Raw genomic sequence first — 12,572 nt, forward strand, 5'->3', positions numbered from 1 at the left:
GTCTGGCTCATACGGTTGGCCTCCCCGCATCATCCAGCGGTGTGTGACATTTCACCTGGCGACCGGGGATATCCCGCATCTCAGGCTCTTCCTGACGGCAACGATCGCTGGCATATGGGCAGCGCGGATTAAGCAAACAGCCGGTCGGCCTATCGTACTTACCCGGCACCACGCCCGGCAGCGACGCCAGACGAGACTTATCGACCGCGAATTCCGGCAACGCACGCAACAGTGCCTGGGTATAGGGGTGACGCGGCGCGCGGAAAATATCCGCCGCCTTGCCGGATTCCACCACCTGCCCGGCGTACATCACGATTATGTGGTGCGCGGCTTCCGCCACCAGCGCCAGATCGTGGGTAATCAGGATCAGCGCCATGTTCTCTTTTTGCTGCAATTCCAGCAGTAATTCGATGATCTGCGCCTGAATGGTCACATCCAGCGCCGTCGTCGGTTCGTCTGCTATCAGCAACTTTGGCCGACAGGCTATCGCCATCGCAATCATCACGCGCTGACTCATCCCGCCCGACAACTGGTGCGGATACACATCCAGCCGGGATTCCGGGTCGGGAATTCCCACCTGATTAAGCAGGTCAATCGCCCGCTGACGGCGGGTTTTACGGTTACCGCCCTGATGCACCTTGATGGCTTCCATGATCTGGTAGCCTACGGTGTAACACGGGTTGAGACTGGTCATCGGGTCCTGGAAGATCATCGCCACTTCCGCCCCCACCAGTTGACGCCGCTCCTTGTCGGAGAGCGTCTGCAAATCACGCTGGTTGAATTCCAGCCGGTCAGCCATTACTTTGCCGGGGAAATCAATCAAGCCCATGATAGCCAGTGAACTGACTGATTTGCCGGAACCGGACTCGCCGACGATGCCGACCACCTGCCCTTGTTCCACCTGATAGCTGATGCGGTCTACCGCACGAAACGGCAGCCCCTCATCGCCAAAGTGCACCGACAGTTTCTCTACATTGAGTAACGCCATCTCTCTACCTCTATCACTGCATGTTACTGCTTGAGTTTGGGGTCGAGAGCATCACGCAGGCCGTCCCCCATCAGGTTAAATGCCAATACCGTCAGCAAAATTGCCAGACCGGGGAACGTCACCACCCACCAGGCGCTCTGCGCAAACTGCAGCACGTCGGAAAGCATGGTGCCCCATTCCGGTGTAGGCGGCTGTGCGCCCATGCCGAGGAACCCAAGTGCAGCCATGTCGAGAATGGCGTTGGAAAAACCCATCGATGCCTGCACGATCAACGGTGCCAGGCAGTTAGGGAAAATGTTGACGAACATCTGACGCAACGGACCGGCCCCCGCCACGCGCGAGGCGGTCACGTAGTCGCGGTGCACTTCCACCAGCACCGCAGCGCGGGTCAGACGCACATAGTGCGGCAGCGACACGAAAGTCAGCGCCAGTGATGCATTGACGATGGAGGGGCCAAAAATGGCCACCAGCACCAGCGCCAGCAGCAAGCTCGGCAGCGCCAGCATGATATCCACCAGACGCATGATGGCGGCATCAACCGCACCGCCAAAGTAACCGGCGAGCAGCCCGAAAATGATGCCGAGGACAAGCGACATCACCACCACCAGACAGCCCACCAGCAGCGACAGACGCGCGCCGTACATCAGGCGCGACAGCACGTCGCGGCCCACATCGTCAGTTCCCAGAATGTACTGCCAACTGCCGCCTTCCTGCCAAACTGGCGGTTTAAGCAGCGCGTCGCGGAACTGTTCAGCCGGTGCGTGCGGGGCCAGTACGCTGGCACCAATCGCTATCACCAGCATCAGGATGATATACACCAGGCCGACAACAGCCCCTTTGTTACGTTTAAAGTAGTGCCAGAACTCCTGCAACGGGGTCATGGGCTTCGGCGCAGCCGTCGCTGCGGATTCGGTAACGTGAGTCATCCCGCGTCTCCCTTATTTCTTATGCCGAATGCGCGGGTTCACCACGCCGTAGAGCACATCCACCAGCAGGTTCACCAAAATGATCATGGTAGCAACCAGCAATACCCCGCCTTGCACCACCGGGTAGTCACGACGCTGCAACGCGTCTATCAACCAGCGGCCCAGTCCCGGCCAGGAAAAAATAGTTTCAGTCAGGATCGCACCGGCCAACATGGTCCCCACCTGCAAGCCAATCACCGTCACCACTGGCAGCATCGCGTTACGCAACGCATGTATCACAATCACCCGCAGACGGCTCAGCCCCTTGGCGCGAGCGGTACGGATATAATCCTCGCCCAGCACTTCCAGCATCGCCGAGCGCGTCATACGCACAATCACCGCCAACGGAATGGTGCCGAGCACAACGGCTGGCAGCACCATGTGCATCACCGCGTCTTTGAAGTCGCCTTCCGCACCCCAAATCAAGGTATCGATCAGCATAAAACCGGTCAGCGGCAGGGAATCATCCAGAAACACGGTGTCGCCCACCCGACCGGATACCGGCGTCAGGTTCAGTTGTACCGACACCAGCATGATAAGCATCATGCCCCACCAGAAAATCGGCATCGAGTAACCGGTCAGCGCCACGCTGACGGCGGTATGATCAAACACCGAACCGCGCTTGACCGCCGCCATTACCCCAACCGGAATGCCGACGATCACCGCGAAAATCATCGCGCACACGCCCAGCTCCAACGTGGCTTTGAAACGCGGCACGAATTCATCCCACACCGGGACGCGACTCTTCAGGGACATGCCCAGATCGCCGTGCAGCACACCGTAAATGTAATGGACGTATTGCTCCCAGAGTGGCTTGTCCAGCCCAAGTTCCGCCATCAACTGCGCGTGGCGCTCCGGGGAAATACCACGCTCTCCTGCCATGATCATCACCGGGTCGCCGGGGATCAGGTGCACGAAAGCGAAAGTCAGTAGGGTAATACCGATAAACGTTGGGATAACCAGCCCCAAACGACGGAGTATGAACTGCAACATATCCCGAACTCTCTGTGCGTTCTCTTTATAGAGATAAATGGCTCGATGGTGCTCACCATCGAACCTGACATTGCTCACTGCGTTAAAACAGGCGTTGAAGCGTCCCCTGTCGTTCCCCTACAGAAACACGCGTCTCCAGAAACACGCATTTCCAAAAACAACAGGGGCGACAGCGCTGCCATCGCCCATAAATGTGACGTGATGAGATAATTAATCTACGGATACGTGATTGAAGCTGTGCACGCCACGCGGCTCGATGACGTAGCCTTTCACGTTTTTACGGATCGGTTCATACACGGTGGAGTGCGCCACAATCAGCGCCGGAGCCTGATCGTGCATCACTACCTGAGCCTGCTTGTACAGTTCGATACGTTTAGCCTGATCAGACACCGCACGAGCTGGCTGGATCAGGTCTTCAAACGGCTTGTAGCACCACTTGGAGTAGTTGGAGCCTTTCTGCGCTGCGTCGCAGCTAAACAGCGTCGCCAGGAAGTTATCCGGGTCCCCGTTGTCGCCGGTCCAACCCATCAGCACGGTCTGGTGCTCACCGGCTTTAGCACGCTTGAGGTACTCACCCCATTCGTAGGTAACGATCTTGGCTTTCACGCCCACTTTCGCCCAGTCAGCCTGAATCATTTCCGCCATACGACGAGCATTCGGGTTGTACGGACGCTGTACCGGCATCGCCCACAGGTCTATCTCAAAGCCGTTTTCCAGACCGGCTTCTTTCAGCAGCGCTTTAGCTTTAGCGGGATCGTAAGCGTAGTCTTTAACGTCGTCGTTATAGCCCCACATGGTCGGTGGAATCAGGTTTTTCGCAGCCTGACCAGCCCCCTGATACACCGCATCAATGATAGCCTGCTTGTTCACCGCGTACGTCAGTGCCTGACGCACTTTCACGTTATCCAGCGGTTTTTTCTCGACGTTAAACGACAGGTAACCCACGTTCAGGCCCGGCTTTTGCAGCAGTTCAATGTTCTTGTCCTGCTTCATGCTGGCCAGATCGGCAGGGTTCGGGTACGGCATCACCTGGCATTCGTCTTTTTGCAGCTTGGCGTAACGCACAGAAGCATCCGGCGTAATAGAGAACACCAGACGGTCAATGCCCGGCTTGGTGCCCCAGAAGCTGTCAAAACGTTTGTAGAGAATGCGGGAATCTTTCTGGTACTGCTGCAACTGGAATGGACCGGTGCCGATCGGGTCCAGGTCGATTTTCTCCGGCGTGCCGGCTTTCAGCATCTTGTCGCCGTATTCAGCGGACAGAATAGACGCAAAATCCATCGCCAGGTCGGCCAGGAACGGCGCTTCAGCGTGGTTCAACTGGAAGCGGACGGTATAGTCATCCACTTTCTCGATTTTGCTGATCAGGTCATTCATCCCCATGCCTTCAAAGTACTCGTAGCTACCGCCGGAGACTTTATGGAACGGGTGGTTGGCATCCAACTGACGCTGGAAGGAGAACAGTACGTCGTCAGCGTTAAACGTGCGGCCCGGTTTAAACTCTTTGCTGTCCTGCCACTTCACGCCCTTACGCAGATGGAAGGTGTAGGTTTTACCGTCGGCGCTGATGTCCCATTTTTCGGCCAGACCCGGCTCAATTTCGGTAGTACCGTCCTTGAACTCGACCAAACGGTTGTAAATAGGAATGGAGCTGGCGTCAAAAGTGGTACCAGACGTGAACAACTGTGGGTTAAAGCCTTCCGGAGAACCTTCTGAGCAATACACCAGGGTTTTTGCCTGTACACCGGCGGCAACGGACAGCGCCAGCAAACCAAGGCTGAATTTCAGCACCCTTGATTTCATCAGGGATTTAGCCATTACATGAACTCCATTGTGGATGTTGTGTGTCAGTCAGACCAGTTGTTGTCATCGCGACTGTTGTCATCGCGACTGTTGTGATTGCAACAGGGTTATCGCAATTCGGGTTATCGCGGTGATATTTATCGCGGTGGTCTGTACTTTTTCTTCTATATTCAGCCCAAAGCTCGCGCCCGGAGACTGATGTAATAGTAAATAGGAGAGACAACAGTGCGGGACAAGCAGGAAAAACCCTGCCAGCCCTGTCGGATCAACCATAATGATTCCAGGTACTCTGCCGTCCTCCTCCTTGTGACGCCCACAATGTGTCAACAGATCACAATCGCGTCAATATTCCCTGTCAGGATTTACAAACAGAAACCCTCGAATCATTAAGATATAAAGTTAGCTAAACCCATTACTTTATTAGTGATAAAACCCACAAAAAAAAGAAAAATCAACAGAGAAAACCACACAATTTATGCCAGACAATAATTATCACCACATAATAACTCATAGGAAAATCCTCTCGAATGGTGAATTACTGCACAAAAAAGCGCGTTAAAAATGTTAAAATCGGGTGAAAATACTGACAAAAGCTTCGTTGCGATGATGCATTACTATCATCACCGATGACCATTGGACAACTATTTGCGCGCTATAAAAAAACGGTATACCACAGCGAACAGCCATGATCTGATGCCTCGATGCAACGCATTAAAACCAAACAACCATTTGTTTTGTTTTATATTTTTAAAAACAAAAGGAGAACCGTAGCACCATCGTTGAATGATGCTGCCCCCCTCCTAATCTCTGATTGCATTCATTCATCTTTAACATTCATGTCAACAACGCCGATAGTTCAATAACAGTAACCTCACTGCACAGCAACGCCAATTAAAATAAGAATTAACATCAGGAGAACTATGATGGCCAAACAATCAATACCCAAAAAGACAATGAGTATCCGCACCCAGATGTTGCTAACAGGCTCACTGACGATTGCTCTTGGTTTTGCCGTTACCATCGGAGTGCTGAGCTGGCAATCCAGTCGAGAGCAAAAATCATTGTCTGATAACTACTTACAGCAAATCGCTCAAAGTGAAGCGCTGAAAATTCAGCAAAAACTCAATTATGACCGTGACGTGGCGCATAACCTCGGTCAGGCATTAATTGCGCTGCCAGCCGCCGGCATTAAAGACCGCGCAGCGGTCGATAAAGTGACGGAATATGCTCTGCGGGACAATCCGGATTACCTCTCGGTTTCGGTTATTTTTGAAGAGAACGCTTTTGACGGGCGCGATGCAGAGTTTATCAATAAGCCTGGCCAGCCGCCTAAAGGCCGTTATGCCTGGTTTGTTGACCGTGATCAGGCCGGCAATTACAAAATGAATCCGCTGCTTTCCTACCTGACACCCGGCCAGGGCGATTACTATTTACTGCCGCAAAAGAGCCAGAAAGATACCTTAATTGAACCCTATTCGTACGCTTACAACGGCGTCCCAACGTTGCTGACGTCGGTAGCGGCACCCATGATTTCGCAAGGAAAGCTGTTTGGCGTTATTACTGCGGATATTTCTCTTGCATCATTACAGCAAACCGTTAATCAGATTAAGCCCTGGGCAGGTAGCGGCTACGCGATGCTGCTCTCCAGCGCGGGAAAAGTCGTCTCCTATCCGGATAAGTCCATGACGAGCAAAGTCTGGCAGGAGAAAACTGATAGCCTTACTTCAAAGGTAGTACAACGTGACGATGCGATATTAGGCGAAAAAGCGCTGGTGACCTGGTATCCCATCACCATCGGCAACAGCGCTGATAAATGGTATCTGGGGGTCGTTGCGCCAGTCAGTAAGGTGATGGAGGCCGCCAAACAACAATTAACCAATGCCTTGATTCTCATGGTGCTCAGTATTCTGTTGGTCAGTGCATTACTGGGGCTGACGTTCAGCAGGAAAGTGCTTAAACCGCTTGGCGGCGAACCACTCGAAGCCGCCACCATTGCGCTGTCGGTTGCCAAAGGGGAGCTAAATAATGACATTGCGGTAAAACCTAATGATCGCAGCAGCCTGTTTTTCGCTCTGCGCACCATGCAATCACAGCTGCGACAGGTTGTGGAACAAATCAAAGAAGCAGGTGACGCGGTACATCAGGGTGCCACGGAGATCGCCAGCGGCAACATTAATCTGGCTTCCCGCACCGAGCAGCAAGCTGCCGCATTAGAGCAAACCGCCGCGAGCATGGAGCAGATCACCGCCACAGTGAAACATAATGCCAACAATGCTCATCAGGCCACCGCATTAACCGAAAATGCCACACAAATCGCCCAACGCGGTGAAACGCTGGTTAGCCAGGTCGTACAAACCATGGCGCAGATCGACGATAGTGCGAAAAAGATTGGCGACATTACCACGATGATCAATAGCATTGCTTTCCAGACCAACATCCTGGCGCTGAACGCGGCGGTTGAAGCCGCACGCGCCGGTGAACAAGGCCGAGGGTTTGCGGTAGTGGCGTCGGAAGTTCGCAGTCTGGCACAACGCAGCGCCAATGCCGTCAAAGAGATTGCCGCACTGATTGAAGAATCCAGCCAGCGTGTCGAGACTGGCGTGCAACTGGTGAACAATGCCGGTAAAACCATGCAGGAAATGACCCACGCCGTCAGTTCGGTGCAAACCATTATCAATGAAATTGTTAACGCATCGGATGAGCAGGCGAAAGGGATTAGCCAGGTGACGATTGCCGTGAACGAGATGGACGGTGTAACACAGCAAAACTCGGCGCTGGTGCAGCAGATGTCTGCGGCGGCGGGTTCGCTGGAAGAACAAGCCATATTGTTGGCTCAGGCGATAGAACACTTCCATTTAGGACAGCACAGTCATACGGGGCAACAAGGTCATGCAAGACAACAACACGCATTACCCAGAACGGTATAAAACTAACAGGTAAATCTGCCACCCGGTGAGCATAAGGTACCCATGACGGGAATAGTTCACCGGGTCGGCAAATCAAACACAGAACATACCTTGTTTTTAGGCCGCATCCCGGTGCTGATTTTCCCTGCCATTATTTATGACTATTTTATTTATATAACTTTTAAAATTTTATTTTTTATTTACTCCTGACGTGTTACTTTTAACAGCAGAAAAGTAACCCTTCCATATAATTATTCCCCCATAACACCCACAAATTAATTTTAATTACAAAACAGTGAATTAAGTTATTTAAAGATGAATTGCCGTTAGGTTCACAATTCCCTCATATCTGCAGCTAAAGGCTATTATTTTTAACATTTGTCCATGCTAGATTACATCCCAGATTATTATAAAAAATAACATCGCACTCGTCGTTGACGCTGTACCGCATTGCCACGAGCTTTGCGCCCTAACACCATTTTTCACGTCTTGCAGAGAGAGTTCATTATCTCTGCCTTTATACCGCTACTACCGGGTGAACATAATGAAAAACATTGAAACTGAAATCATGAGCGACAACCCGCTCACAAATACAGCGCCCTCAGGCTTACTGGAGAGCGTAAATAAAATCCGCATTGGATCTGTGCCTTTTATTCTCTTTCTGGTTATTTCCGCGATTGTATTTATTGCTTCCTATGCCAGTTACTTACCTAAAAACATGATCGGCGGATTCGCCGTTATTATGACCATGGGATTCCTGCTGGCTTATATCGGCCAGCGTATTCCGGTACTGAAAGAAATCGGCGGTCCGGCGATCCTCTGCCTGATGGTGCCGTCGGTTCTGGTGTATTTTCACCTGTTCAATGCCAACACGCTCGATACCGTCAAGCTGTTGATGAAAGACGCCAACTTTCTCTACTTTGTCATCGCCAGCCTGGTGGTCGGCAGCATTCTCGGTATGAATCGCGTGATCCTGATTCAGGGCATGATCCGCATGTTCATTCCGCTGGTAGTGGGCACTTTTACGGCGGTAGTGACCGGTTTACTGGTGGGCAAACTGTTTGGCTACAGCTTCTATCACACCTTCTTCTTCATCATCGTGCCGATCATCGGTGGTGGTATCGGCGAAGGCATCCTGCCGCTGTCGCTGGCTTATTCCGCCATCCTCGGCCAGGCACCGGATGTGTACGTCGCCCAACTGGCACCTGCCGCCGTAGTTGGCAATATTTTCGCCATCATTTGCGCTGGTGTGCTGGCCCGTATCGGCGTATGGCGCAGTGATCTGAACGGTAATGGTAATCTGGTGCGCAACGCAGCTGATAATGCGTTGTTTGCAGTGAAAGACGCGCCGAAAACGGTGGATTTCCACCTGATGGGCGGTGGCCTGCTGCTGATCTGTACCTTTTTCATCGTCGGCGGGTTGTTTGAAAAAGTGCTGCATATCCCCGGCCCAGTGCTGATGATTCTGATCGCCGTATTGTGCAAATACGGTCGTATCATCCCGTCCAGCATGGAAACCGGCGCTAATAGCTTCTATAAGTTCGTGTCCAGTTCGCTGGTGTGGCCGCTGATGATCGGTCTGGGTATGCTGTATGTACCGCTGGAAAGCGTAGTAGCCGTGTTCTCCGTCGGCTATGTGGTGGTGTGCGGTTCCGTGGTGCTTTCAATGGCACTGATCAGCTTCTTCATCGCGCCCTATCTGAAGATGTATCCGGTCGAAGCGTCCATCGTGACCAGCTGCCACAGCGGCCTGGGCGGCACGGGTGACGTGGCTATCTTGTCAGCATCCAACCGTATGTCGCTGATGCCGTTCGCGCAAATCGCCACCCGTATCGGCGGTGCTTCTACCGTGATCGCCGCCACCCTATTGCTGGGCTGGCTGGTGTAATCAAGTCCACTGATTGCCATACCACAGGCCACGGATTCCGTGGCCTTTTTCGTTTTATGCGTCCAGTAAAAAAGCCACGTCGTTCGTGGCTTTGTCGTTTTGATGTTATTGGACGTTATTCGCAGTATTGGCGCAATGCGTCCTGCTTTTCCGGCATCAGCCGGTACAGATAAACCGGGCGACCAGTGGAACCGTAGAGAATGTTGGTGTCGAGAATGCCGGTATCAGCCAGATAGATCAAATATTTACGACATGATACGCGGGAAATGCCAATCGCATTCGCCAACATTTCGGTGGAAAACTCAGCCCCCTGATTACCTTCGATCCACTCACAGACGGTGCGCAACGTCAGGCTGGTTAACCCTTTCGGCAATTTCTTGCGTTCCACCGTCGGTGTACCGCTGGTACGGCGAATCAGGTTATCGATGTCCGATTGCGCCACAAACTCACGATGCTTGAGCAGATTGGCTTCTTCCCGATAAGCGGTCAGCGCCTGCTCGAAACGCGCAAACTGGAACGGTTTGATCAGGTAATCCACCACGCCGTAGTGCAACGCTTTTTTGATGGTATACACATCGCTGGCCGACGAAATGATAATGACATCCGTGTGTTCGCTAAATTCACGGATGGTAGGCAGCAAATCCAGACCGTTATCCTGCTGCATATAAATATCCAGCAGCACCAGATCAATCTCGCAGTCCGGCTGCATCAGCAAATTTCGCGCCTGCTGCAGCGTCGGCACCGTCGCATAGCAGCTAAACCCGGAAATCTGATTCAGATAACACTTATTCAACTCCGCCACCATGGCGTCGTCATCGACGATCAGTACATTTATCATGGTTAAACTGCCTTAATCATGGTCAAACTGTCTTGCCTGATACGGAATATTCACAAAAAACTGGGTGTAAACATCCGGTTCGGATTCAAAATCTATCGTACCGCCGATTTTCTCCAGACTCTGGCGGGTGAGATACAGTCCGATGCCGCGCCCGGAGCCTTTGGTAGAAAATCCCTCCTGGTAAATGCGCTGCTGAATATCCGGCGCAATGCCGGGTCCGTCATCGCTTACCGTGCAGTGCAACTGCCCGTCCTGATGATGGAAAGTCACGGTAATCTCACGGTTTTCCAGACCGGACAACGCATCCATCGCGTTTTCGATCAGGTTCCCCAATACGGTAATGAGTTCATTGGTGGCCTGAGAATCGTCGGTATCCGGCAACAAGCTGTCTTCGCTAATCGACAACGTAACACCCAAATCCCGTGCCCGATTGATTTTACCCAACAGAAACCCGGCAATCACCGGCGATTTTACTTTACGAATAATCGAACCGATTTCCGCCTGATAATTATTGGCGGTTTTTAAAATATATTCTTCCAGCTGTGGGTAATATTTCAAATGCAACATGCCAAGAATGACATGCAGCTTGTTCATGAATTCATGCGACTGGGCACGCAAGGCATCAGCGTAGTACGACATCCCGGTCAGGCGTTGCAGCAGTTGACTGACTTCCGTTTTATCACGAAAGGTGGCGATAGCGCCGATAATATCCCCCTGCACGACGACCGGTACGGTGTTGATCAGCAACAGGTTGCCGTTGAAGTTGATTTCCTCATCCTGCCGCGCCGCGCCTGACTCCAGCACCTTCTCCAGATTCATCAGCGCAGGCCAGCGGCTGATGGTACTGCCGATAGCCAGCGTTTCGCCGGAGCCATGCTGACTAAACAGCCGCCGGGCTTCGTCATTAATGATGGTGACACGCAGGTCGGTATCGACGGCGATCACCCCTTCCTTGATTTGTTTGAGCATGGCGTTGCGTTGCTCGAATAGATTGGAAATTTCAAACGGCTCAAAACCCAGCATGATGCGTTTGAGGGTTTTCACCAGAAAATAGGTGCCCAGCAGACCGACCAGCGCACCGAACAAGATAGTCCAGGGAATGATCCAACGGTTTTCATCAATAACCGACTGCACGCTGGAGAGCGAAATCCCAACCGCGACCACGCCAAGCTGGCGGTGGTTTTCGTCAAAAATCGGTGTGAACACGCGCAGCGCCGGGTCCAACACGCCACGATTTATCGCCGTATTTTCCAGCCCCAGCAACGCCGGATAGAGGTCGTCGCCAATAAAGTGGCGGCCTATCAGCTCCGGCTCCGGATGAGAATGACGGATGCCTTGCATATCGGTAACGATCACAAACAGCAGGTGGTTACGGCTTTTCACGCTCTCGGAAAAACGCTGCACCAGCATCGGATCACCAATACCTTTCAGTTCATCCACCACTATCGGCGAATTAGCGACAGTGCGGGCAATCGCAAAGGCTTTCTCCTTGAGATGCGATTCAGTCAGCTCAGTAATGCGAAAAAATAACAGTGCATAAACCACCAACAGTACGGAGCCAATCACCGCCGACACCATGAGAATGATCGATGTGCCTAATTTCAGCGGTGTCTTTTTTTTACTCATGTCGCGCTCCGAGCTGGTACTATTATTCCGCTATATTAACCTGTTCATGCATTGGGTTCGCAAAGATTAACCACAATCTGCCAAGAGTGCGTCAATAATTACAAATCTGGCTAACGTTTACGGGGAAAATCGTCGCGCCAGTATTGTGAGCAAACCAGCAATATTCCAAACACGTAATGTGGCTGATATGAAAGGTGAATGATTATCAGCTACCTTCTATCTCAGTAATGATGAACTATTCCATACCGCCAAAATAATTCCACTTGCACCGGCTCGTCAGTGCAAAGTAAACAACGCGCCTTTAGTGCACTCATACAGTGCATCCAGATACTGACATCCGAAAATGGGTGAGATCCATAAAAAGCGGCAACGTGAAATAGGCTGGGTAACATCAGGAAACTGCCATTTTAAATAAGTCATTGTGGCTCGTTGGGGCTTACTTGATCGAGATCAACGGTAGCCAACGGGAAAATAGCATCATAATGACTCAAAAGGCGTATTACGGCAGGAATATCGAAAGATAACAGCAAAATAAAACCGTCGATACTTAACCTGAGCGATGTTT

The 12,572-nt window shown here is 51.9% G+C and carries 8 protein-coding genes; 2 read left to right on the forward strand and 6 right to left on the reverse strand.

Going from position 1 to position 12,572, the window contains the following annotated elements; all coding sequences use genetic code 11:
- Positions 1 to 7 precede the first annotated feature (7 nt).
- From dppD to dppA, 4 genes are all read right to left on the reverse strand, one after another.
- Complete coding sequence (dppD, locus tag Dpoa2040_RS10435; RefSeq protein ID WP_042867633.1) at positions 8 to 988, reverse strand: dipeptide ABC transporter ATP-binding protein; 981 nt, start codon at positions 986 to 988, stop codon at positions 8 to 10.
- Positions 989 to 1,011: 23 nt separating this feature from the next.
- Entirely contained in the window at positions 1,012 to 1,914 is a 903-nt protein-coding gene (gene dppC / locus Dpoa2040_RS10440; RefSeq protein ID WP_168641201.1) for a dipeptide ABC transporter permease DppC, read from the reverse strand.
- 12 nt (positions 1,915 to 1,926) lie between these two features.
- Positions 1,927 to 2,946: a dipeptide ABC transporter permease DppB gene (dppB, locus tag Dpoa2040_RS10445; RefSeq protein WP_042867630.1), complete on the reverse strand. Its 1,020-nt coding sequence runs from the start codon at positions 2,944 to 2,946 to the stop codon at positions 1,927 to 1,929.
- A 210-nt stretch (positions 2,947 to 3,156) separates the two neighbouring features.
- Positions 3,157 to 4,764: a dipeptide ABC transporter periplasmic-binding protein DppA gene (gene dppA / locus Dpoa2040_RS10450; RefSeq protein WP_168641202.1), complete on the reverse strand. Its 1,608-nt coding sequence runs from the start codon at positions 4,762 to 4,764 to the stop codon at positions 3,157 to 3,159.
- 908 nt (positions 4,765 to 5,672) lie between these two features.
- Between dppA and Dpoa2040_RS10455 the strand changes: the two genes are divergently transcribed.
- Both Dpoa2040_RS10455 and Dpoa2040_RS10460 read left to right on the forward strand, forming a co-directional pair.
- Entirely contained in the window at positions 5,673 to 7,676 is a 2,004-nt protein-coding gene (locus tag Dpoa2040_RS10455) for a methyl-accepting chemotaxis protein (protein ID WP_168641205.1), read from the forward strand.
- Positions 7,677 to 8,199: 523 nt separating this feature from the next.
- On the forward strand, positions 8,200 to 9,543 hold the full coding sequence (locus Dpoa2040_RS10460; protein ID WP_042867626.1) for a 2-hydroxycarboxylate transporter family protein: 1,344 nt from the start codon (positions 8,200 to 8,202) through the stop codon (positions 9,541 to 9,543).
- 115 nt (positions 9,544 to 9,658) lie between these two features.
- On the opposite strand, the gene dcuR is transcribed toward Dpoa2040_RS10460, so the two are convergent.
- Positions 9,659 to 10,381 (reverse strand): two-component system response regulator DcuR, encoded by a 723-nt coding sequence (gene dcuR, locus Dpoa2040_RS10465; protein ID WP_042867624.1) that lies wholly within the window; start codon positions 10,379 to 10,381, stop codon positions 9,659 to 9,661.
- A gap of 12 nt (positions 10,382 to 10,393) precedes the next feature.
- Positions 10,394 to 12,007: a sensor histidine kinase gene (locus tag Dpoa2040_RS10470; protein WP_042867622.1), complete on the reverse strand. Its 1,614-nt coding sequence runs from the start codon at positions 12,005 to 12,007 to the stop codon at positions 10,394 to 10,396.
- Positions 12,008 to 12,572: the final 565 nt, after the last annotated feature.

This window comes from Dickeya sp. CFBP 2040 (genome assembly GCF_012273755.1).
Taxonomy (GTDB): Bacteria; Pseudomonadota; Gammaproteobacteria; order Enterobacterales; family Enterobacteriaceae; genus Dickeya; species Dickeya poaceiphila.

Excerpts from the sequence above, each read along its gene's own strand:
- Dpoa2040_RS10470 (WP_042867622.1), bottom strand. The coding sequence starts at position 12,007 with ATGAGTAAAAAAAAGACACCGCTGAAATTAGGCACATCGATCATTCTC.
- dppA (WP_168641202.1), bottom strand. The coding sequence starts at position 4,764 with ATGGCTAAATCCCTGATGAAATCAAGGGTGCTGAAATTCAGCCTTGGT.
- dcuR (WP_042867624.1), bottom strand. The coding sequence starts at position 10,381 with ATGATAAATGTACTGATCGTCGATGACGACGCCATGGTGGCGGAGTTG.
- Dpoa2040_RS10455 (WP_168641205.1), top strand. The coding sequence starts at position 5,673 with ATGGCCAAACAATCAATACCCAAAAAGACAATGAGTATCCGCACCCAG.
- dppB (WP_042867630.1), bottom strand. The coding sequence starts at position 2,946 with ATGTTGCAGTTCATACTCCGTCGTTTGGGGCTGGTTATCCCAACGTTT.
- dppD (WP_042867633.1), bottom strand. The coding sequence starts at position 988 with ATGGCGTTACTCAATGTAGAGAAACTGTCGGTGCACTTTGGCGATGAG.
- Dpoa2040_RS10460 (WP_042867626.1), top strand. The coding sequence starts at position 8,200 with ATGAAAAACATTGAAACTGAAATCATGAGCGACAACCCGCTCACAAAT.
- dppC (WP_168641201.1), bottom strand. The coding sequence starts at position 1,914 with ATGACTCACGTTACCGAATCCGCAGCGACGGCTGCGCCGAAGCCCATG.